The organism is Sorangium sp. So ce1335, from assembly GCF_051521615.1.
Classification (GTDB): domain Bacteria; phylum Myxococcota_A; class Polyangia; order Polyangiales; family Polyangiaceae; genus Sorangium.
In genome coordinates, this window is record NZ_CP150363.1 from 6,975,093 (window position 1) to 6,997,316 (window position 22,224).

Annotated in this window: 11 protein-coding genes; 5 read left to right on the forward strand and 6 right to left on the reverse strand. The window is 73.9% G+C overall.

The window, feature by feature from the left end; genetic code table 11:
• Positions 1-85 precede the first annotated feature (85 nt).
• Positions 86-1,336, forward strand: coding sequence for a peptide-N-glycosidase F-related protein (locus WMF24_RS25825; protein ID WP_437730046.1), 1,251 nt, complete (start codon positions 86-88; stop codon positions 1,334-1,336).
• Between the two features lie 151 nt (positions 1,337-1,487).
• Here WMF24_RS25825 and WMF24_RS25830 read toward each other — a convergent pair whose 3' ends face one another.
• Positions 1,488-2,870, reverse strand: coding sequence for a hypothetical protein (locus WMF24_RS25830; RefSeq protein ID WP_437730047.1), 1,383 nt, complete (start codon positions 2,868-2,870; stop codon positions 1,488-1,490).
• Positions 2,871-3,485: 615 nt separating this feature from the next.
• Here WMF24_RS25830 and ggt point away from each other — a divergent pair.
• Complete coding sequence (gene ggt, locus WMF24_RS25835; RefSeq protein WP_437730048.1) at positions 3,486-5,393, forward strand: gamma-glutamyltransferase; 1,908 nt, start codon at positions 3,486-3,488, stop codon at positions 5,391-5,393.
• Positions 5,394-5,498: 105 nt separating this feature from the next.
• On the opposite strand, the gene WMF24_RS25840 is transcribed toward ggt, so the two are convergent.
• The 4 genes from WMF24_RS25840 to WMF24_RS25855 all read right to left on the reverse strand — a co-directional run bounded on the left by WMF24_RS25840 (position 5,499) and on the right by WMF24_RS25855 (position 16,337).
• A complete protein-coding gene (locus WMF24_RS25840) occupies positions 5,499-7,034 on the reverse strand; it encodes a cytochrome P450 (protein WP_437730049.1) in 1,536 nt (511 codons plus the stop codon).
• 94 nt (positions 7,035-7,128) lie between these two features.
• A complete protein-coding gene (locus WMF24_RS25845) occupies positions 7,129-8,592 on the reverse strand; it encodes an SDR family oxidoreductase (RefSeq protein ID WP_437730050.1) in 1,464 nt (487 codons plus the stop codon).
• Between the two features lie 30 nt (positions 8,593-8,622).
• The gene (locus WMF24_RS25850) at positions 8,623-9,357 is read right to left on the reverse strand and encodes a 4'-phosphopantetheinyl transferase superfamily protein (RefSeq protein WP_437730051.1); all 735 of its coding nucleotides are present in this window, start codon (positions 9,355-9,357) and stop codon (positions 8,623-8,625) included.
• Positions 9,354-16,337, reverse strand: coding sequence for an SDR family NAD(P)-dependent oxidoreductase (locus tag WMF24_RS25855; protein WP_437730052.1), 6,984 nt, complete (start codon positions 16,335-16,337; stop codon positions 9,354-9,356). Before WMF24_RS25855 ends, WMF24_RS25850 begins: the two co-directional genes overlap by 4 nt.
• A 444-nt stretch (positions 16,338-16,781) precedes the next feature.
• Between WMF24_RS25855 and WMF24_RS25860 the strand changes: the two genes are divergently transcribed.
• Together WMF24_RS25860 and WMF24_RS25865 are read left to right on the forward strand one after the other, a co-directional pair.
• On the forward strand, positions 16,782-17,348 hold the full coding sequence (locus WMF24_RS25860; RefSeq protein WP_437730053.1) for a MarR family winged helix-turn-helix transcriptional regulator: 567 nt from the start codon (positions 16,782-16,784) through the stop codon (positions 17,346-17,348).
• A 193-nt stretch (positions 17,349-17,541) separates the two neighbouring features.
• Positions 17,542-18,129, forward strand: a complete 588-nt coding sequence (locus WMF24_RS25865; RefSeq protein WP_437738854.1) for a superoxide dismutase — start codon at positions 17,542-17,544, stop codon at positions 18,127-18,129.
• A gap of 271 nt (positions 18,130-18,400) precedes the next feature.
• Here WMF24_RS25865 and WMF24_RS25870 read toward each other — a convergent pair whose 3' ends face one another.
• The gene (locus WMF24_RS25870; protein WP_437730054.1) at positions 18,401-19,936 is read right to left on the reverse strand and encodes a serine/threonine-protein kinase; all 1,536 of its coding nucleotides are present in this window, start codon (positions 19,934-19,936) and stop codon (positions 18,401-18,403) included.
• 376 nt (positions 19,937-20,312) lie between these two features.
• On the opposite strand from WMF24_RS25870, the gene WMF24_RS25875 reads away from it, so the two are divergent.
• Entirely contained in the window at positions 20,313-21,947 is a 1,635-nt protein-coding gene (locus tag WMF24_RS25875; RefSeq protein ID WP_437730055.1) for a CotH kinase family protein, read from the forward strand.
• Positions 21,948-22,224 lie beyond the last annotated feature (277 nt).

The window sequence follows — 22,224 nt, forward strand, 5'->3', positions numbered from 1 at the left end:
CCTCTTCAGGGACACCACCCACCTGGGCGTTGTGGGTGCGCCGCTCCGGCACGACATCGTACCGACGATCTGATAAATTCGGCGAATGGACCTGCGTCGCGCGATCCCGTACTTCTGTCCGTTGGCCCTGCTCGCCGCGTGCGCGAATGAACAGCCCTCCGACGCCGGCACTGGCGGAGGCACCGGGACGTCCGGGAGCACCGGGACCACGAGCGCTGTGGCCGGGACCAGCGCTGGCACCGGCGGCACCGACGGCGCTGGCGAGACCGAGGGCACTGGCGGCCATGGCGGCAGCGACGACCTGCCGCCCCCGGAGCCCGAGGAGATCCCGGTGCTGGAGAACATCGTGTTCTACGACGGCTACGCCGCGACGGTCGACGAACCGCTCACGGACGGCGTGATCCGCCACGACAACTCGCTGGTTGCGACCAGGTTGACCGACGAGCTGCTCGCCAGGGTCCAGACCACCCTCAAGGTCCGCGTGGTCGTGGGAGCGCGGTGCGACAACTACGACCGACTCGGCTCGGTCAACCTGGCGCTGGTCCCCAAGGGCGCCCGGACCTACGTTCCCGGCGAGGTCGACCGGATCGAGGTCGCGCGGTTCGTCACGCCGTTCATGGACATGAACAAGCAGCCGACGACGGTCCCCTACGAATGGGAGGCCAGCAACCTCGTGCCGGTCTTGAAAGACCCCGACCTCCTGGCCGACCACGATTTCTGGTTCGAGCTGAGCATCTTCGGCGTGCCCTACGCCGCGAACGACGAGGTCGCCGGTTGCGCTGGTCGCAACGACACGCAGCTCGGATCGCTGCTGCTGTATACCGACAGCACGCAGGAGGCCCAGGACTTCAGCGTCCTGTTGCCGCTGGCGATCGGCGAAGAATTCAACAATTACGCCATGGGCGCCAGCGACAGGGTCGGCACGACCCGAAAGACCGTCCGCTTCGAATTGCCGGCAGACACACAGAATGCGCAGTTCGTGTTGATCACGTCGAACCACGGCGCTAACCAGGGCGGCGAGGAGTACATTCGCCGCGATCATTACGTGTACGTCGACGGCAAGCTGGCCTTGCAGTACAAGCCGGGGCGCACGTCGTGCGAGCCGTTTCGCAAGTACAACACCCAGGGCAACGGCATCTACGGGCCATCCCCGCGGTCGGACGAAGCGTGGCAGTCGTTCAGCAACTGGTGCCCTGGCGACGTGATCGACACCCGGATCGTCCCATGGGGGACCGCGAGCGCCGGCAGGCACGAGTTCGTGATCGACGTCCCCGACGCGACCTTCGCCGACGGGCAGGGCAATTTCCCGTTCTCGCTCTACGTGCAGGCTCGGTGAATACGCGCCTCTGACTTTCTCGACGGCTCGTGTGGCGCCGCTGTCGGCCCGAGCGACGAGATGCGGCGCACGGTGGTGGGAATCGGCGTGCTCCTCGGGGTCGGATGCGGCGGCGCGCTCCCACAGGGTTGCGGGCCCCGTTATGGCGCGATCAGCTCGCGGGGACGGCGGTGATCTCGCCGGTCGTGTACAGCGCGGAGGTATCCCAGGCGAGCCCTGGAGCGAGCGGCAAGGCGATGTCCACGGCGGCGAACGTCCCTGCGAGACCGCCGCTCCAGCCGAGCAGAGAGATGGTGTCCCCGAGCTGGAACGGCGCAGTCCCGTCGGCCGGCAGGACCTCCAGCGCCCCATCGAGGAGGAGGTCCCCGTCCACGTCGAGAAGCGGCGCCGAGCTCACCCCGCCGACGGTGACGCTCAGGAGGGCCCCCGGCCCTTGGCTGTAGCTGCCGACGATGCCCGTCGACGGGTGAGCGTCTCCGACAGCGAGCTCGCCGGCCTGCAGGTTGGCGAGGTCGCCCGCGAAGCTGCCGGTCTCGAGGCGCCCGCCAGCGAAGTCGAAGTCGTCCTCCCCGACCTCGACGGCGCCCGCGATGAGGTGCCCTGACGCGAGGCGCACGGAGGGCCCCAGGCTGGGATATTGAACGGAGACGAACGTCGTGGCTCGGAGGACGCCGCCGATGCTCACGAAGGCGTGCTTGTCCACCAGCAGCGACGGAGACGAGTTGATCCGGGAGGTGATGGTGACGTCGCCGCTGTTGAGCCATGACGCATGGACGTCGTTCACCTTGACGAAGCCCCCGCCGAGCTCGGAGACGACCTCGGTGTCCTCCGTCACGAGGGTTCCGTACGCCCCGACGGTGAGCTCGCCGTACCCGGTGTCCGTCCCCACGCGCAGGAGCCCCTGGTTGGTCCACGTCCCCCCCCACCCGCGCACGGTGGCCATGCTGCTCACGGGCCCCCTCGACTGCGTGTCCCAGACACCAATCCTGGCGTTTGTCGTGCTGACCTGCGCCGCGATGATGTCCAGCGTGCCCTGGGCGTGCACGCCCACGATGAACTCCCCCGTGCTCACCCACCGCGTCGCGGAGCCGGTCACGGTCACGTGGCCATCGCAGGTCGAGCAGCCCTGTCCGCCGCCGATGTATACGTTGTTCGAGAAGAAGCTCGCCCCCTGCTCGAGCTCGACGTAGCCGTACGCCCTGAGGCCGATATACGTGTTCCCCAGGCTCGTCAGCGTGGCGTCGTACCCTTCGACGAGCAGCCGACCGGTGCTCTGGGAGTTTTGATGACCCACCACGAGTTCATCGGTGATCACCTCGGCGCCGCTCCGGACGGCGAGCAGCCCCTGGCAGTAGCCGGCGGCAGCGATCTGGATGGATCCGCTGTTGGTCCACGTCGATCCGTACCCGATCACCTGGACCGTACCGCTCGAACGGTTTCCTATCGCTGCGGCTGCGGTGATCAGCTCCCCGCCATGGGAGACGATGACCTCCCCGTTGGCAGGGGGCTGCGAAGGGGCGCTCGAGCCGCTCACGACAAGCGTGCTCGACCCCAGGTTCCACGGATCGACCGGGTTCCCGGGCGATACGTACCCCGAGGCGGTGACGTCTGCATGGGCTGACCCCGCTACCCCCAGCGACATCGCCGAAAGCAATGCCGCGAGAGCGCTTCGCGCTCGTCGGTTCATGTTCGTGCTCCTCCCAGAACAAGTTCAATGCCCATGAGAGCACGCGGTGGCCCGATGCCCCCGCAATGCAGAAAGCACCGCGCGCGCGCGATTTCCCATGGTGAACCAGATACGCGAGCCAGCCGACAATTTCAATACTCTTTTTTATGGCGCCGCCGCGATCTGGGCCCGGCCAAGACGGGGCGGGGTCTCCGGTCTCCGGTCTCCGGTCTCTGGTCTCTGGTCGCCTGGCGCCGCTCGTGCTCCAGCAATCCCCTGAGGTCGTCGAGACGAGACGACGCTGCTGGCGCGCTCCTCTCTCTGTCCGCGCGCCGGGGCAGGCCGGCGTGTGGCGCACGCGCCCCGTCCGGCCGGCGTCGTCGCGCGCGGGCCGCGGTGCGCCGTGCTCAGCAGTTGCGCGGTGGGCAGCAAAGATGCCCCTCCCGAGGGTGCTCCGGGGAGGCCCTGCTACCGTCCGTGCTCATGGCCCAACGCAAGCATCTCCTCCCCACGATCGGCCTCGTCCTCTGCGCCGCGTGCAGCCCGAGCGAGAAGCTCGACCCGGTGAGCCAGGTCGAGCCCGCTCCGGGCGACGCGGGCGCGCAGCCGGACGGCGGCGGGACCGGCGACGACCTCTTCGCCACGCTCCCGGAGATCGCGCCGACCGCCACCGGGCGGGGCGGCGCGGCGGCGACAGTCGACCTGCGCGGGACCCTCGCGGCGATCGAGATCCTCAGGAAGGGCGGTAACGCCGTGGACGCCGCGGTGGCCGCGGCCAGCGTGCTCGGCGCGACCGACCCGTTCTCCTGCGGCATCGGCGGCGGCGGCTTCATGCTCATCTACCTGGCCGGCGAGGGCAAGGTGGTGACGATCGACCACCGCGAGACGGCGCCGGCAGGGCTCACGGCGAGCGCCTTTTACGAGAGCGGCGCGCCGATCGATTTCGATGAGCTCGTCACGAGCGGCCTGTCGGTCGGCGTGCCCGGCACGGTGCGGGGGTGGAGCGAGGCGCTCCGCAGGTACGGGACCCTCGGGCTCGGCGACGCGCTGGCGCGGGCCATCCGGGTCGCCGAGACGGGGTTCGACGTCGACAGGACCTTCTTCGAGCAGACAGGCCGGAACCTCGAGCGCTTCCGGGCGATCACGAGCAGCAAGGAGCTCTTCCTCGGGCCCGACGGCGAGCCGTGGCCCGTCGGCACGACGTTCAAGAACCCGGACCTCGCCAGGACATACCGCCTCATCGCCGAGGGAGGCGAGAGGGCCTTCTACGAGGGCGAGGTCGCCGAGGCGATCGTCGCGGCGGTCGGCAGTCCGCCGGTCGAGCCCGGGAGCGCGCTCACCGTCCGACCCGGGGTGATGGCGCCCTCCGACCTGCAGGACTACGAGGTCCGCGTCCGCCCGGCGGTCTCGACGACATACAGGGGTCACACCATCCACGGCATGGGCCTGCCGAGCAGCGGCGGGATCACGGTCGCGCTGGCGCTCAACCTGCTGGAGGGCTTCGATCCAGAGGTCCTCACGCCGGTCGAGGTGCTGCACCGGTACCTCGGCGCCTCGCGCCTCGCGTTCGCGGACCGGGGCGCCTTCCTCGGTGATCCCGAGTTCGTGGAGGCGCCCGTCGCAGGGCTGCTCTCGAAGGACTACGCGGATGCGCGACGAGACCTGATCGACCTGGTCAAGGCCCCCACGAAGGCGGCCGCGCCCGGCGATCCGTTCGCGTTCCAGAACGACCCGAGCCCCTCGCCGGGCGGCGGCCAGGGGGCGCGGGGCAGGAGCGCCCGCCCGAACGACGCGGGCGACAACGAGACAACGCACATCACGATCAGCGACGCGGCGGGAAACGTGGTGTCGTACACGTGCACCATCGAGGCCGAGGGGGGCAATGGCATCGTCGTCCCCGGTCACGGCTTCCTGCTGAACAACGAGCTCACCGACTTCACCCTCCCGGACGACCCGTCCACGCCGCACCCGAACGTGGCCGAGCCGGGCAAGCGGCCGCGCAGCAGCATGAGCCCGACGCTCGTGATGAAGGACGGCAAACCCTTGCTCGCGCTCGCCTCGCCGGGCGGGTCCACCATCATCACGACGGTGCTGCAGATCCTCGTCGGCGCCATCGACCTGGGCCGGCCGATCGACGAGGCCCTCGCGGCGCCGCGCATCTCGCAGCGCAACGCCGGCGACGGGTCGAGCGACGCGGAGACGGCATTCCTGAGCACGCCGGAGGCCGAGGGGCTCAGGGACCTGGGGCACGTGTTCTCCGACAAGAGCACGTCGGGAGGCGAGATCGGCGCGGCGACAGCGCTCCGCTTCAACGGCGACGGCACCGTGACCGCGGTCGCAGAGCCGGTCCGCCGTCAGGGCGGGAGCGCGATGGTCGAACGGGAGAAGTGACGCCCCGGGGCGATAGCGCTCCTGGAGCGTCCGGGGGAGACGAGGGCGCCGAGAGGACGAGCGCGCGCGGACCGGCTCCGGCCCTGCGCGCGCCGATCTGCGCTGTCAGGCCCGGGCGCTGAACGGGCAGCCGTTTACCCTCGCGGCGGGCGCCGGCACGGGGGCGGCCTCCGCCACGGGGGCGGCCGGCGCGACGGCCTCCGCCCCACGGGCGGCCGCCGCGACGGCCTCCGCCGCCGCAGGCTCCCCCCGCGTTGCCGGGGCCGCGCGCGACGTTCGCACCGGCTCGCGCCGGCGGAGGATCATGCGCATCCCGTTCACCGGCTGCAGCGAGATGAAGCCACGGCAGCGCGGGTCGAAGCCCGGGACGAGCCGGAGCCGATACCGCTGGAGCGCCATCGCCACCATGATCTTGCCCTCGAGCTGCCCCATGAACTCGCCAAGGCAGATGCGCTGTCCTGCGCCGAACGGGATGAAGGCGAGCTTGTCATCCGCGCTCCGCCGGTAATTCGCGAAGCGCTCGGGCATGAACCGCTGCGGCTCGGTCCAGAACTCCGGGTGCCGGTGCGTGACCCACGGGACGATGGCCACCGTCGACCCCGCGGCGACGTGGCAGCCGCCGAGGACGTCGTCTTCCAGCGGGCTGCGGAGGATGAACGGCACGGACGGCAGGAGCCGGAGGCACTCGTTGAAGACCATGGCGAGGTAAGGCATCGACTCGAAGTCCTTCGCCGTCGGAGCCCGGCCGCCGAGGACGCGGTCGATCTCGTCGGTGAGCCGGGCATGGACCTCGGGGTGCCGCGCGATGAGGTACAGCGCCCAGGAGGCGGTGACGCTCGACGTCTCGTGCCCGACCATCAGGATGGTCTTGATCTCGTCCCGGAGCTGCGCGCGATCCATCGTGGCGCCGGTCTCGGGATCGACCGAGCCCATGAGGCGCACGAGCACGTTGTCCGCGCCGCCGGCGCCGCGCTGGTATCCGTCGATGATGCCGTCGATCACGGTGTGCACGCGCTCCATGGCCCGGCGAAAGCGCACGTGGCTTGGCAGCGGCCAGGACAGGGGTGGATTGACCAAGGAGTACATCCGCTTGAGCGCGATCGAGAGCGCGTACTTGAAGGCCTCGCGCACCGTGTCCGTGTGCTCCTGGAGCGCGGCGCCGAAGAACGCCTCGCCCGCGATGCCGAACGTCACGTCCATCATGTCGTCGTTGATGTCGCGCTCGAACTCGCCCGGGTGAGCGTCCCAGCGCCGCAGCACAGCGTTCATGTGGTCCACGATGATGGGCACGAACTTGAGCGTGTTCGCGTGGTTGAACTGCGGTTGCACGTGCCGGCGCTGGCGCCGCCAGAGCTCGCCCTCGCTGTTCACGAGGCCCCAGCCGAGCACCGGGGCGAGCTCGTGATACCGCTTGCCCTTGGGATAGTTCCTGACGTTCGTGCGGAGGACGTGCGCGATGTCGTTCGGGTGAAACGCCATGACGAAATCCTCGGCGCCTGGCGCCCGGAGGCGCACGACGTCGCCGTACCGCGCGAACAGGTCCTCGTAATGACGCATGTCGCCGGTCCTGAAATTCGCCAGGTACCGGAGGCTGACGAGCGGGCCGGGGCCCGGCGGCTGCCGATGTTCATTGGCACTCATGACTCCTCCTTCTCCGCAAGCTGACCCAGGCACACACGAGCTGAAGCCACGCCGATGCAGGCCGGATGCACGCCGGCGCCGATCGTGGCGGGTGTCAGATGCACAGCGAGCCTCCGCCGTCGACGGTGAGGGTCGCGCCGTTGATCCTGCGCGCCCCGTCCGACAGGAGCAGCAGGACGGCGTCGGCGACGTCCTCTTCGGTGCAGAGCCGGCCGCCCGGCGTGCGCGACTCCCAGTACGGGAGGATCCGCTCGTGATCCGGGTAGTTGCTCGTCACGTGGCCGTAGATCGGCCCGGCGGAGACGCAGTTGACCTGCACGTTGCGCGGCGCGAGCTCGACGGCGAGGGCGCGCGTCAGCGACTCGACGGCGGCCTTCACGGCGCCCATGGCGCCGAAGTGCTCGAGGTACCGCGACGAGCCGTTCGACGACAGCGCGACGATCCGCCCGCCGCCGTGCCGCTCCATGAGGCGCGCGGCGCGGAGGGCGCACAGGTGGTAGCCGATGACGTTGGTGCGGAACGCCAGCTCCCAGTGCTCGGGGGTCGTCTGCTCGAGCGGGCCGAAGCGGCCGTTCGACGCGTTGCTGACGAAATGGTGCAGCTCGCCGACGTCGCGCGCGATCTCCTCGAAGAGCCTGTCGATGTGCGCGGGGTTGGCGACCGAGCCCCAGACGTGGACTGCGTCGCCGCCGGCGCCCCGGATCTCGTCGGCGATCGCCTCGCCGTCGTCCCGCGAGTGGAAGCTGTTGACCACGACCCGGGCGCCGGCCCGCCCGAGCTTTGTCGCGATGGCGCGGCCGAGCCCGCGGCTCGAACCGGTCACGAGGACCGTCTTGCCCGCGAGGGCGGCCCCGAGGGCCGGTGTCGGGCGCTGCGCGGCGAGCGCCGCCGGCGCGCGCGCGGGGGTGATTGCGGGACCGTTGGCGTAGCCGGCGGGCGACGTGTGGTGGCCATCGGCGTACCCGGCGGGCGACGTGTGGTGGCCATCGGCGTACCCGGCGGGCGACGTGTGGTGGCCATTGGCGTAGCCGGCGGGCGACGTGTGGTGGCCATTGGCGTATCCGGCGGGCGGCGTGTGGTGGCCATTGGCGTACCCGGCGGGCGGCGTGTGGTGGCCATTGGCGTAGGCGGCGGGCGCCGCATGCTGGTGGCCATTGGCGTATCCGGCAGGCGCCGCGTGCTGGTGGCCATTGGCATGGCCGGCGGGCGCCGCGTGCTCGTGGCCGTTGGCGTATCCGGCAGGCGCCGCATGCTGGTGGCCATTGGCGTATCCGGCAGGCGCCGCGGCGTGGCCGTCGGCGTGGCCACCGCGGGCCGCGATCGTCCGCGACAGGAAGGCGCTGACGCTGGCCACGGTGCGCAGCTCGTCGGGCGTCGCCTTGAGCGCCTCCGGGAGGCCGAAATCCGCGCGCAGCGTCGCGAGGATTTCGCCGCGCTTCACGGAGTCGATGCCGAGATCCTGCTCCAGGTCGGCGTCGGCGACGACGACCTCGTCGGGGTAGCGCGTCATGCGCACGAAGACGGAGCGGACGTGTTCGAGAAGATCCTGAGCTTGCATCGTCGATACCTCGTGATTGGTGAAGTCCATTCAACCCAGAGCGGCGGCCGGAGAGACCGGGACGGCCGCGACGAGCGCGAACGCACCGGTGAGCACGGCCCGGCCGGAGAACTGCTCGCCGCGCGCGCAGAGCGCGAAGGAGCGGACCGAGGGCAGCGCGAGGCGCGCGCCCCCCGGCGGCGACGCGACGTCGATGTCGCGGAACGAGAACCGCGCGGGGAGCGCGAGCGCCCCCGTCTTGTAGAGCGCCTCCTTCGCGCTCCAGAGCAGCGTCTCGAGCGCGGCGCGATCCGCGCCCGCCGCGGCGCCGCGCTCGAGGGCCTCGCGCTCGCGCGGCGTGAAGTGCTCGTCGGCGAACGCCGCCGCGCGCGCCTCGACCCGCTCGACGTCCACGCCGACGGCGCGCGCCGCCGTGACCGCGGCCGCGGCGAGGTCGCCCGCGTGCGAGAGCGACAGCGCGAGCGCGCCGTCCTCGAAGCGCGGGCGACCGCGGCCGGGGCCGGAGACCGCGCAGGCGAGGTAGTCCGCGCGCGGGTGCGCCTCCAGCGAGGCCGCGTCCAGCGCGACCAGCGGCGCGCTCCGGCCGGCGGCGAGCTCCAGGCGGAGCCACTTCGCGGCGACCCGCGCGCACGCGGACTGCGCCCGCCGGGCGGCGACGCGCAGGGCGGCGCACGCGCGGCGCTCGGCGGCGGTCAGGTAGACCTCGAGGCGCTCCGCCGCGCCGGCGTCCGCCCGCACGACGGCGATCGCGAGCGGCGGCGTCACGGCGCCCCCAGCGACAGCGAGGCCGGCGCCGAGAGGCCCGCGTCCGCGGCCACGCGCCCGACGACTCGCCCCTCGAGCCCCTCGACGTCGAGCAGCACGCCGCCCGTCGGATCGAGCGCCTGCGCCCACGCGCCGACGACGCGGTCGTCCGCCGCGCCCGGGACGGCGGCGAGGAGCCGGACCGGGCCGCCCGCCTCGCGGAGCCCGAGATCGTTCGCGGCCGATCCGAAGCGGATCCGGTCGACGCCGGCCGCGGCGCACACAGGGAACGCGCCCGCCTCGTCGCGGCGCAGGGTGCCCAGCGTCAGGAGCGCGTCGAGCAGCAGGAACGGCGTCGCTGCGGCGCGCTGCCGCTCCAGGGAGCGATCGGCGGGGAGGCGGAGCCGGGCGGATTTCACCGCGGTCCCGAGCACGAACGAGCCGACGTGGTCGAACCAGCCCGCGTGCCGGACCGGCGCGCCGGGGCTCGCGTACGGATCGCGGATCGAGGGCCCGTCCACGCGCCCGCCGTGCCGCGGCGCGAGCCCGTCGCGGGCCGGGCCGAGCTCGACGACGCAGGTCGCGAAGACGATGTCGGCGCGGAGGACCACCCCCGACCGGTGGACGAAGTCGCCGCGCACCTCGACGGCGCACGCGGCGCGGCCGCCCGGGAGCCGCTCGCGGCGCGCGGTCACGGTGCGCACCGCGCGCGCGTCGGCGTCCGGCAGGCGCAGGAACTCGCGGAAGCGGACGTCGCGGACCTCGCGGACGACGGCGCCGCCCTCCGCCGCCGTCGCGAGCGCGTGCCGGACGGCGAGCTCGACGAGGAACGCGCCGGCCGCGACAGCGCTCGAGCGCGCCCGGTGGTCGGAGAGCCACGGGTCGACGCGCGGGTCGAGCGTCCACGTGCGGCTCGGCGCGGCCGCGGGGACGCCCGCCGCCGCATCCCCCGGAGCGCCGGCCGCCTCGCTCGCCGCCGCGACGCGCGGGGGCGCGCCCGCCGGGACGCCGGCCGCCGCGCCCGCCGGGACGCCGGCCGCCGCGCCCGCCGCCGCGATGCGCGGGGCGAAGCGCTCGATCTCGCCGTCCGTGAGCAGGACGTGGGCCGCGCCCACCGGGCGGTCGGCCGCGAGATCGAGGAAGAGGCGCCGGCCCTCCTCCGGCTCGATGCCCCGGAGCCCGCGCGCCGCGCCCAGCGCGCTGTACTCGGACCCGGCGGTCATGCCGACGCCGTTCCAGCCGAGCCACGCGATGCTGGACCACGGGCCGGCGTCCGCCTCGGCCGCGAAATACGCGGCGGCGCGGTTCATCGCCTCGTTGGCCGCGCCGTAATCGGGCTGCCCGTCGTTGCCGAGCACGCTGAACGCCGACGTGACCAGGTGGACGTGCGGGCGCGCGTCGGGCAGGTGGCGCGCGAGGGCGCGGCGGAGGTGCGAGAGGCCCGCGAGCTTCGTGTCGACGATCCGCTCGAACAGGTCGAGCGACTTCGAGGTGATCCGGCTCGACACCTGGATGCCGGCGCCGTGCACGACCAGGTCGACCCGGCCGTACGCCGCCGCCACCGCGGCGACGGCGCGGTCCACGTCCTCGCCGCGCGTCACGTCGACGGCGTGGTAGTCGACGACGTGGCTGTCACCGACGCCACCGGCACGCGCGCGCAGGCGGGAGAGGACGCGGTGCGCCTCGCGCGCGGCCCGGATGCGCGCGTAGCGCTCGCGCAGCGCGGCCATGCGCACGCCGGGCTCGGCGCGCAGCGACTCGGCGTAGAAGTCGCGCTCGTACGCGTCGAGCTCGGCGTCGGTCATCGCGAGCGTGTGCGGCGGGGCGTCCTCGAGCCGCGAGCGGCCGAGGAGCACGGCCCGGCAGCCGAAGCGACGGAGCAGGCCCTCGACGAACTGCGCCGTGATGCCGCGCGCGCCGCCGGTCACGAGCGCGACCGCATCGGCGCCGAGGGGCAGGAGCGCGGGGGGCGTCGCGGAGGGGTACTCCGACGAGGCGCGGGCGAGCTGGACCGTGTGCCGCGCGCCGCCGCGATCGATGACCTCCTCGGGCACGGCCGGCCGGGCGCGCCGCCACTCGTCGGAGAGCGCGCGGAGCGCCGCCGCGGCGTCCCGCGCGTCGGTGTGGACGACCCGCACGTCGCCGCCCGGCAGCTCGCGCGCCAGCGACTTCACGAAGCCGCCGACGGCGCCGGTGAGCGGCGCGAGCCGCGCGGCCGCGTCCACCGCCCCGACGACGACGGCGGCGAAGGACACTTCGCCGCGCGCGATCGCGTCGTGGTAGCGGCGCGCCGCGCCGAAGAGCGCGCGCAGGGCCGGCCGGTACGCGCCGGGCGCGCCGTCGACGAACGCGCGCGCGTCCCCGGCGCGGGTGAGCACCACGACCGCATCGACGTCGTCGGGGGCGAGGGCCGCGAACGACGCGCGGAGCTGCGCCTCGTCGCGGGCGTCGATCGACGGGATCCCGGCGACGTCGGGCGCGGGCCGGGGCGCCGCAGGGGCAGGCGGGGTCGCCCCCGCGGGCGCGCCGGGCGGTGCATCAAGGGCGAGCGCGAGGACGCGCGCGCCGGCGGGCGCGGCGCGCCGCACCTCCGCGGCCAGCGCCGCGTCGGTGCAGACGTGGACGACGCGCGACGGGACGCGCGCCGCGGTCGCGGGCGCCGGCGCCGGCGCGATCGCGGGGACGAAGACCTGGATCGGCGTACCCGTCGTGAAGCCCGCGGGCGCCGGCGCGACCGGAGCCTCGGCGGGGCGCGCGGGCGGGGCGGCGCCGGCCCCACCGCGCTGGCCGGCGCCGGCCTCCGCGATCTGGACCGCGCCGGCCTCCGCGATCTGGACCGCGCCGGCCTCCGCGATCTGGACCGCGCCGGCCTCCGCGATCTGGACCGCGCCGGGGGCCACGACCCGCGCGTCGCCCGGCGGCGCGACCTCGACCGCGCGCCCGTCCGACGGCCAGCGCACGACCGCGGCGCCGTGCTCCCGCGCGCCGCGGATGGCCGCGTGGAGCTCGATCGCGCCCTCGGCCCCGCGCAGCCGCGCGCCCTGGCGGAGCGCGCCGCCGGCCGCGAGCGCGCGGCCCCGGGCGCCGCCCTCGGCCGCGCCGGCGGCGACGCGGAGGCGCGCGAGCACCGGAAAGGCGTGGCGCGCGGCGGTGGCCTCGGTGCAGAGCGCCACGAGCAGCGCCGCCTCGCCCACCGGCCGCGGATCGTCGGTCGCGGAGGCGCCGCGCGCGACGTCGTCGCTGAACGCGTTGACCGCCCCCGCGAGCACGACCTCGCAGTCGTCGTCGAGCACGAGATCCGCGGCCGCGAGCGCGTCGAGCAGCGAGGTCGCGGAGGTGTCGACAAGGAAGTTCGGCCCGCGCAGGCCGAGGACGTTGGCGACGCGCCCGGCGATGACGTTGGGCATGTTGCCCGGCTGCGTGTACGGCCCCGTCGCGGGCGAGCCCGCGCGGAGCGCCTCCACGACGCGGGCCGCGAGCGCCGGGCTCACGCCGCGCGCGCGGAGCGCCCGGGCCACGCGATCGCCGAAGATGCGCTCGTTCGCGCGCGCGCCGCGGCGGGTCTTGCCCTCGTGCCCGACGACGACGCCGATCCGGTCGCCCAGGTCGCGCACAGGCAGCGCCGCGAGCGCCCTCTCCGCGGCCATCACCGCGAGGATCTGCGCCGGGTCCATCGCCTCGAGGGCGTCGGGGAGGACCCGCGCCCCGGCCGGGAGCCGCAGCGCGCGCTCGTCGAACGCGAGGGCGCCCGAGGGCGCGTCCGCGGGCGCGCCGCCCGCGCCGGGGAACACGGCCCCGAGCCCGACGACGCACAGCGCGCGCTCTTCCTGCGCGGGCGCGCGCGCGGCAGGACGCGCCGGCGACCGCGGCGCGTGGCGGCCGGGCTCCTCGACGACGAGGTGGGCGTTGGTGCCGCCGAAGCCGAAGCTGTCGAGCGCGGCGCGCCGGGGCGCGCCGTCCGCGGTCGTCCACGGGGCGGCCGCCCTGGGGATGGCGAACGGCGAGCGCTCCAGGTCGATGCGGGCGCTCGGCGCCTCGAACCCGTGCTGCGGGAAGAGCGTGCGCTCCCGCACCGCGAGCACCACCTTGATGAGCGACGCGACGCCGGCCGTCCAGCCCGTGTGGCCCAGCAGCGACTTGACGCTGCCGAGGGTGATGCGCGGCGCGCCCGCGTCGCCGGCGAACACCTCGGCGAGCGCCTTGAACTCGGTGGCGTCGCCGACCGGCGTCGCCGTGGCGTGCGCCTCGACGTACTGCACCGAGCGCGGCGCGACGCCGGCCCGCGCGTAGGCGCGCCGCATCGCGAGGCTCTGCCCGCGGCTCTGCGGCACCGTGACCGACGGGCTCGGGCCGTCGCTCGACAGGCCGCTGCCGAGCAGCACGGCGTCGACGCGATCGCCCCGCGCGCGGGCGTCGTCGAGCCGCTCGAGGACGACGACGGCGGCGCCCTCGCCGAACACGACGCCGTCGGCCGAGGCGTCGAACGGGCGGCTGCCCGTCGCGGAGAGCCCGCCGAACTGCGAGAACTGGCAGGCGTTCGTCGGGCCGGGCTGGTAGGCGCCGCCGGCGATCACGACGTCGGCGAGGCCGCGGCGCAGCATCGCGGCGCCGAGGTGCACGGCGTGCATCGACGACGCGCACGCGGCGTCGACGACGACCGTGCGCACCCCCTCGCCGACGACGTCGCGCACGACGCGCGCGAGCGGCTCGACGTGGCCGCGGCACGCCGCGCGCCGCTCGGCGTCGAGGCCGAGCTCGCCCGCGAGCGCGTCCACGACGGCCGCGCGGTCCGCCGCGCCCGCCGCGAGGCCGTCGAGCGCCCGCTCGACGCCGAGCAGCAGCGTCGCCTCGTCGTGCTCGATCGATCCGTCGGCCGTCGACCCGAGGAGGCACACGATCCTGAGCGGCGCGCCCTGGCGGAGCGCGGCCGCGCGCGACCTGGCCTCGGCGAGCGCGCAGGCCAGCATGCGGGCGGTCTTCGGCAGCCGCTCGAGGGCGCGGGCGTCGTACCCGGTCTCGGCGGCGTACGGCCCGAGCGCGTCGACGGCGCCGGTCAGCAGGCTGTAGGTCTTGTCGGGGGCGCGGCCGCCCTGGCTCAGGAAGTCGGTCGCGAGCTCCGGCTGCCGCTCGCCGCTGTCGACGATCCCGCACGTGCCGGCGAGGAGCTGCGCGAGGTAGGCCTCGACGCCGCCGGCCCCGGGCAGCACGGCGCCCATGCCCACGATCGCGATCGCGGGGGCGTCCGCCGGGGAGGCGCCGTCGTCGCGCGGGTCTCGGGCGACCTGCGCCGGTCGTGCCGCGGCGGCCTGGGGCGAGGCCGGGAGCGCCGCGACCTCCGTCAGCGCGTGCCCCGCGGCGCGCAGCGCCTCGACGACGCGCCGGTGCTCGGCCGCGACGTCCTCGCCTGCGCGGAAGCTCGCGATCGCGCGGAGCCCCGGCTCCCTCGGCGCGTTCCGCCGGACGAGCGCGGTCAGGGTGCTGCCGCCGCCGCACTCGACGAAGGTGCGGCAGCCCGCCGCGTGGAGGTCGCGCACGGCCGCGCCGAAGTCGAGCGGCGTCACGAGGTGCATGGGCAGCAGCCGCGCCGGCGCGAGCGGGCCCTCGCCGTGATGGACGCGGTCGATCGGCGAGTACGTGGCCAGCGCGGGCCGCGCCGCGCCCGCGCGCGCCAGGGCGCCCGCGAACGGCCCGACCGCCGGCGCGAGCAGCGGCGAGTGGAAGGCGTGGCGGCTCGCGAGCACGGTCGCGCGGATGCCCGCGCCCGCGAGCCGCCGCTCGAGCGCCGCGATGCCGTCCGCCGTCCCCGAGGCGACGGCCTGATCGGCCGCGTTGACGACGGCCACGAACACGTCGTCCCGGCCGAGCGCCTGCACCTCGTCGCGCAGGCGCTCGGCGCCCGTGTGCGCCGCGAGCATCCGCCCGGACGGCGCGCCGCGGAGGGCGAGCACCCGCCGGCACACGACCTCGGCGGCCGTCGCGAGCGAGAAGGCGCCGCCCGCGGCGAGCGCGGCGATCTCGCCGAAGCTGTGCCCTGCCACGACGTCCGCCGCGAGCCCGGCGGACCGGAGCAGCGCGACGGCGACGTGGTCCTGGACGAGGATCCCGAGCTGATCGAGGTCGGGGCACGCGTCGAGCGCGGCCTGCGCCTCCGCCTCGTCGCCGGCCACGAGCGCCGCGAGCGACGCGCCGAGCAGCGCGCGCGCCGCCGGCTCCGCCGCGGCGACGGCCTCGCGCGCCGTCGCGAAGCGCGCGTGGAGCGCGCGCAGGAGGCGCAGGTCGAACGAGCCCTGGCCGGGCAGGAGCAGCGCGACCTTCCCGCGCCCCTCCGGCGTGCCTGCCCCCTTCTGCGTGCCCTCCCCTCCCCGCGCTGCTTCGCTCTCCGGCGCGCGGTCGCCTCCCCGCGCCGCCTCGCCCTCCCGCGCCGCATCGATCGCCGCGCCCCACACCTTGCGGTGCGGGCGCGACGCGTGCAGCGGGCCGCGCGCGACCTCGACGGCGTGCCGGAGGAGGCGCTCGGGGAAGAGCTCGCGCAGCGCGGAGCCGCCGCGCAGGGCGAGCTCGACGAAGCGCGGGTGCGGCAGCTGCTCGTCGAGCAACCCGACGTGCATCGTCACCGATCGCGGCAGCGGCGCGAGCTCGTCGCTCGCCGCGGCGACCGAGACGATGCGCTGGTAACCGCACGCCACGGGCTCGCCGTCGAAGCGGACCGTGCGGAAGTAGCCGTACGCGCTCGAGCGCGTGACCGCGCCGAGGGTCATGAAGATCGCGACGCGCTCGCCCACGCGGACCGGCGCCAGGTTCCGGCTGTACCCCTCGGTGGTGAGCAGCCGGATCGCGGCGCGATCGTCCTCGCACGGGCGCGAGCCGTCAGCGTCCTCGGCGAAGTAGAGCGTCTCGCGCGCGATGCACTGGAAGCGGAAGTTGGTGAGGTAGTGATGGCTGCCGTACGCCATGCTGTCCTCGAACTTCACGCAGTAAGGAACGACGAAGAACGCCTCCATGGACCGTCTCCTCAGGGGCCCGCCGCGCGCAGCGACGCACGCACGCCCGACGCCGCGCGCGGGCGCGACGCCTCGTGCGGCGCCCACCGCTGCGCCGTCCGGACCGTCAAATATGTGTACCTACACCCAGATGCCCGCGCGCCCGCGGCGAGCGCACGGCCGCCGCGCCCCGGCGCTGCGGCGCGCGCAGAGGCGCACCGCAGCCCGGACGGCCGGAGGACCGTGTGTTCGTCGCCAGAACGCGTCGTCAAAACGCGTCGCCAGATCGCGCCGCAAGCGCGCGTCCGAGCGCGCCGCGACCTCGGGACGCAGCGCAAAAGCCAGCGCGAGCGGGCGAAGCCGCGCCGCGTTGAGGAACTAGGTGTACCTGCACCTGTACGGATGTCAAGCAGTCCTGAACGGCCCGATTTGCGGATTTGCCCTACACCGTGTAGATACACTTTTGTGGTTGATTTTGCGTTCGCAGCCCGGACCATCGCGAGCCAGTGCGCGCTCGTGCGCGTGCGCCGCGCGTCGCGCGCGCTGACGCGGCTCTACGACGAGAGCCTGCGGCCCCTGGGGCTCCAGGCGACGCAGCTCACGATGCTCGTCGCGGTCGCGACGTGCGGGGACGAGGGCGTGCGGCTCACCGCGCTCGCGGACGGGCTCGTCATGGATCGCACGACGCTCACGAGGAACCTCGTGCCGCTGGAGAAGGCGGGCCTGCTGCGCGTGGCGCGCGCGCCGGACGACGCGCGCGTCCGTCTCATCTTCCTGACGCGGCAGGGGGAGCGCGCCATCGAGGCGGCGTTCCCGCTGTGGGAGCAGACCCAGACGCACGTCCGCGAGCAGCTCGGCCCCGGCAAGGCCGACGCGCTCCGCGAGGAGCTCGGCCGCGTCGTCGAGATGGCCACGCGGACCGAGAAGAAGCCGGCGCCTGAGCGGCCGGCGCGACCGGCGAAGCCGGCCCGACCGGCGAAGCCGGCCCGACCGGCGAAGCTGGCGCGACCGGGCAGGCGCAAGGCGACGTGATGCGCGCCGACGCCGTCGCGGCGCGGCCGATCGGCCGCGCGGCCTGACGCGCGCCGCGCCGGGGCGGGCGGGCACCTCCGGGGTGCGGCGGGGGCGCCGGGGCGAGCGCGGATTGACGGGCAGCGCCGCGGGTTCGAGAGTCGCCGGGCGCGGGCCTCCTCGCGGCGCGCACCAACGAGACAAGGAGGACATGATGAATTTCGAGGTGGCACCGCTCCCCTACGCCAAGGATGCGCTGGAGCCGGCCATGAGCCGGGAGACGCTCGAGTTTCATTACGAGAAGCACCACAAGGGCTACATGACGAAGCTCAAGAGCCTGCTCGAGGGCAAGCCCGAGGCGAGCGGGAGCCTCGTCGACGTCATCCGATCGAGCTCTGGCGCGGTGTTCAACAACGCGGCTCAGGTCTGGAATCACACCTTCTTCTGGGAGGGCATGAAACCGAGCGGCGGCGGCGCGCCGCCCTCGGGCGACGTGGGCGACGTGATCGCGGGGCTCGGCGGCTGGGAGAAGTTCCGCGGCGCCTTCATCGCGGCCGGCGTGGCGCGCTTCGGCTCGGGGTACGCGTGGCTCGTGCTCGACGGCGGCAAGGGCAAGATCATCGACACGCCCAACGCAGAGACCCCGCTGACGACGGGCGCGGTCCCGCTCCTCACGTGCGACGTGTGGGAGCACGCCTATTACCTCGACCACCGCAACAACCGTCAGGCCTTCCTGGAGGTGTTCCTCGACAAGCTCGTGAGCTGGGACGCCGTCGCCAGGAACCTCCGCGCGGCGAAGTAGCCCGCGCCCACGCGACGCGAGGTGCCCGGGAGCGGGGCAGCGGCCTGTCTCTCGACCGTGCCGCGCTCCTCGACGCCGGCGAGCGCCCCGCCGTGGACCCAGCCCAAGCACAGCTTGAAGGCGAACCTGCGTTGCTCGGATCTCGCCAGTGGTTCCGGGCGTACAAACTCGACCGCATGCGGATGTAGGCAGCTGGCCGTCCACTGCCCTGCGGCGAGCCCCTACCTATGGCATCGCGCAGCAGGTGCCTCCTTGACAGATGGAGAGCACCTCAAAACTTTACTCGAACTTCCGGGAGCGGCGGGCTGTTCGACGATTCTGGCCCGGGCTGCACGCGTGGCTTCTTCAGTGATTGCTGGCTCGACTTGCGCGTGGGCGGCAGCTGCTGGACCTGCGACGTCGTGACGCCGGCCGCGGATGCGCTCGCGAGCGGCGCCGGGACGCTGGGCGCTGGCGCGGCGGCCGCGGCCGCCATGGAGGCCGGCTTCGTCGTCGCGGGCGCGCCGGTGCTCGCTGGGGCGCCGCTGCCGGCGGGCGCGACGCTGCTCGCGGGCGCGCCTGCCGTCAGCCACAACGCAAGGAAGAACCCGACCAGGACGAGCGCTCCGGCGGCGCCGGCGAGCAGCGCCACACGACCGCGCGGCGCGCGGCTTCGCATGGTGTTGCTCCACGAAGGAGGCAGCGTGGCGCGCGCCGTTCCAGCCGTCTCGCTGTCGGTCGGCGGTAGCGTGCCCCCGGGCGCGAACATCGGGGCTGTCGTGATGGTCATCGACGCTCCGGGCCCTCTACCCCACGAGGTCGACGACGTGCCGAGCACGCCAGGCCCCGCGGTGGCAGCGCCCGCCGGTGGCGAGCGGGTGACGTGGGAGGCGGGCTCCGGCAAGAGGCGATCGATCGTCTCGAACGAGAGTATCGCGCGCCGCGTCCCGAAGGGCGCGAGCACGCGGGCGATCTCGGTCACGCTCTGGACTCGGGCGTTCGGCTCCTTCACGAGGCAACGGCTCACGAGCGTCGCGACCTCGGGCGGCAGGTCCGGGCGCAGGGTCAGGAGCCATGGGGGCGTGTCCACCATGATCGCCGCCGCGACCGCGGCGACACCATCGCCCTCGAACGGGTGTCGCCCGGTGAGCAGGCGATACAGGATCACCCCGAGGGCCCAGATGTCCGTGCGCACATCCGCGTACTTGAGGCTGCGAATCTGCTCGGGCGGCATGTAATGAATGGAGCCCATGGTGAGGCCCGTCGCCGTGATGCTCGCCTCCCTGGCGGAGTCACCCTTGGCGATGAACTTCGACAGGCCGAAGTCGAGCACCTTGAGGATCGGAGTCCCGTCCGGGCGGCGGGTGAGGAAGAGGTTCTTCGGCTTGAGATCTCTGTGGATGATGCCGCGCGCGTGGGCCTCGGCGAGCGCCTCGCAGGCCTGCAGGAGGTAGTCGGCCGCCTCGGTGAGCGGGAGGGGGCCGCGGGTCTGGAGCACCTGGCCGAGATCCTCGCCGGTCAGGTACTCCAGCACCATGTAGGCCGCGCCGGTGTCCAGCGTGCCGACGTCGAGGACACGCGCGAGGTGCTGTCCCTCGAGGGCCGCGGCGGCGCGGGCCTCACGGAGGAAGCGGGCGCCGGCGTCGGGGAGCGAGGCGGCCTCGGGGAGCAGGAACTTGACGGCAACGCGACGCTCCAGGACGAGGTGCCAGGCCGCGAGGACCACGCCCATACCGCCCGCTCCGAGGACGCCCTCGACACGGTACTTGCCCGCGATGACGTCGCCGACGACGGGGACGCCGGGGGGGACACCGGGCTGCTGCGGCATGGTGGGAGGATAGCGTAGCCGGGCGGCGGCGCGGAGCACAAGGAGCACACGTTCCCACCACCCTCGCCGGGAGCAACCGGCCACAGCGCCGTGCCCCTCGGCTTTTCGGGCCCCACCGGCCACGGCTCCGTCCCGAACTGCACGAGGCTCTGCTCCTGCTGGCCTGTGCTCGAGGGCTCCGAACAGGACCGGCGCCACCGAGATGACAACGATCAGGTAGACCCCCCGCGCGCTCTCGTTCGCGCCGAAGCCGCTCTCGAGAAAGTACCCGAAGGACGCGTCGAGGGCTGTTCGCACATGGAAACAATTTCTTCACCCGTGCGAGAAGATTTCGTAACAGCATCCCCACGGACCACACGAGCACGGGAGTGACTCCATGGAGAACAGGTTCCTCATGACCGCGGCGACGGCGATTGCGCTCGCCGCCGCGGCGCTTCAGGGCTGCGGCGACTCGCCCCCCGACACGAACCCGAGCGCGGGCGCGACCGCCGGCACGGGCGCGGGAGGCGGAGGCGCTGGAGGGGCAAGCACGGGGGGCGCGGGCACCGGCGGCGACGGCGACGCCAAGGAGGCCCCCGAGTACGACGCAGCGTTCCCGCAGGACCGCGTGCCGCGCCTCGACATCACCATCACGCCGGAGAACTGGCAGGCCATGCTCGACAACATGACCGAGCTGGTGGGCCCCTTCGGCCAGGGTGGCCCCGGCGGCCCGGGCGGCGGGCCGCCGGAGGAGCTCTTCACCGCGTGCGAGGGCCTCGCGGCCGACGAGGCCTGCACCGCGCAGCTCTTCGGCGACGAGCTCGCGGGGACGTGCGCCGAGTTCATCGACGGCCGCCTGCTCTGCATGCCGAGCGGCGGTCCAGGCGGTCCAGGCGGGCCGGGCGGGCCGGGCGGGCCGGGCGGCGGCGACGTCGACCTGATCGACGGCACGCCCGTCTACGTCGAGTGCGACGTCGCGACCGAGGACCGGACGTGGCAGCACGTCGGCATCCGCTTCAAGGGCAACTCGAGCCTTTCCATGGCCTGGTCGCAGGGCATCTCGAAGCTCCCGCTCCGCCTCTCGTTCGACAGGTTCGAGGACGAGCATCCGGAGATCAAGGATCAGCGGTTCTACGGCTTCAAGAACCTGAGCCTCTCCAACGGCACGGCGGACCAGTCGCTCCTGCGCGAGAAGATCGCCACCGAGATCTTCGGCAAGGCCGGGGTCCCCGTGCCCGCGACCGCCTTCTACAGGGTCTTCGTCGATCACGGGGACGGGCCGACGTACTTCGGGCTGTACACCGGGATCGAGCTCCCCTCGGACAAGGTGTTCCTGAGGACCCAGTTCGGCAACGACGAGGGCAACCTCTACAAGCCCGACGGCCCCGGCGCGACCTGGGCCACCTGGGATCCGGACACGCTCGGCAAGGAGAACAACGAGGACGAGGCCGACTTCTCGGACGCCCAGGCGCTCTTCGACGCCCTCCACGCGGACCGGACCGACGCGGCGGCGTGGCGCGCCGGGATCGAGGCCCGCCTCGACGTCGACGGCTTCCTTCGCTGGCTCGCCGTCAACACCGTGATCCAGGACTGGGACCAGTACGGCCGGATGCCGCACAACTATTACCTGTACGCGGACGCCGAGAGGAACAGCCAGCTCCGGTGGATCCCCTGGGATCACAGCTTCGCGTTCTCGACGGGCGGGATCGGCGGACAGGGGATGTCGCTCTCGCTGGACGAGATCACCGACGACTGGCCGCTCATCCGGTTGCTCCTCGACGACGAGGTCTACGCCGAGGCGTACCGGGGCTACCTCGCCCGGACCGTGGAGGTCGAGTACGAGCCGGCCGCCGCCGAGCAGCGCTTCCGCGAGGCCCACGCGCTGATCGCGCCGTACGTCGTCGGCCCGGAGGGCGAGATCGAGGGGCACACCTTCATCCAGTCGGAGGCCTCGTTCAACGAGGCCCTCGACGCGCTGATCGCCCACGCCAGCGCGCGCCAGCAGGACGTGACAACGTTCCTCGGGCAGTGACGCCCTGGCATCGCCGACAGGCGAGCGCCGCCCCACGGCGCTTCGCCAGGTCCGCGACCGGCGACGTCCCCCCGGAGACGATCGTCGCGGGGGCGTCGGGGGGGCGTCGGCGAGCTCGTCGACGTCGAGGGGATCGCCGCTGGCGACGGGGCGAGGAGCAGCGCCCCGTCGCCCCAGGAGCCCTCCGGACGCCATGGCCCACCCGCCGCGAGCGGCGGCCCGCCGCTCAGCCCACCCGCCGCGAGCGCTCCCCCCGCGCCGCCAGCCCCGCGGTCAC

What these genes read in the sequence shown, in the direction of transcription:
- ggt (WP_437730048.1), top strand. Translation starts at nt 3,486, where the DNA reads ATGGCCCAACGCAAGCATCTCCTCCCCACGATCGGCCTCGTCCTCTGC.
- WMF24_RS25870 (WP_437730054.1), bottom strand. Translation starts at nt 19,936, where the DNA reads ATGCCGCAGCAGCCCGGTGTCCCCCCCGGCGTCCCCGTCGTCGGCGAC.
- WMF24_RS25865 (WP_437738854.1), top strand. Translation starts at nt 17,542, where the DNA reads ATGAATTTCGAGGTGGCACCGCTCCCCTACGCCAAGGATGCGCTGGAG.
- WMF24_RS25845 (WP_437730050.1), bottom strand. Translation starts at nt 8,592, where the DNA reads ATGCAAGCTCAGGATCTTCTCGAACACGTCCGCTCCGTCTTCGTGCGC.
- WMF24_RS25875 (WP_437730055.1), top strand. Translation starts at nt 20,313, where the DNA reads ATGGAGAACAGGTTCCTCATGACCGCGGCGACGGCGATTGCGCTCGCC.
- WMF24_RS25855 (WP_437730052.1), bottom strand. Translation starts at nt 16,337, where the DNA reads ATGGAGGCGTTCTTCGTCGTTCCTTACTGCGTGAAGTTCGAGGACAGC.
- WMF24_RS25840 (WP_437730049.1), bottom strand. Translation starts at nt 7,034, where the DNA reads ATGAGTGCCAATGAACATCGGCAGCCGCCGGGCCCCGGCCCGCTCGTC.
- WMF24_RS25825 (WP_437730046.1), top strand. Translation starts at nt 86, where the DNA reads ATGGACCTGCGTCGCGCGATCCCGTACTTCTGTCCGTTGGCCCTGCTC.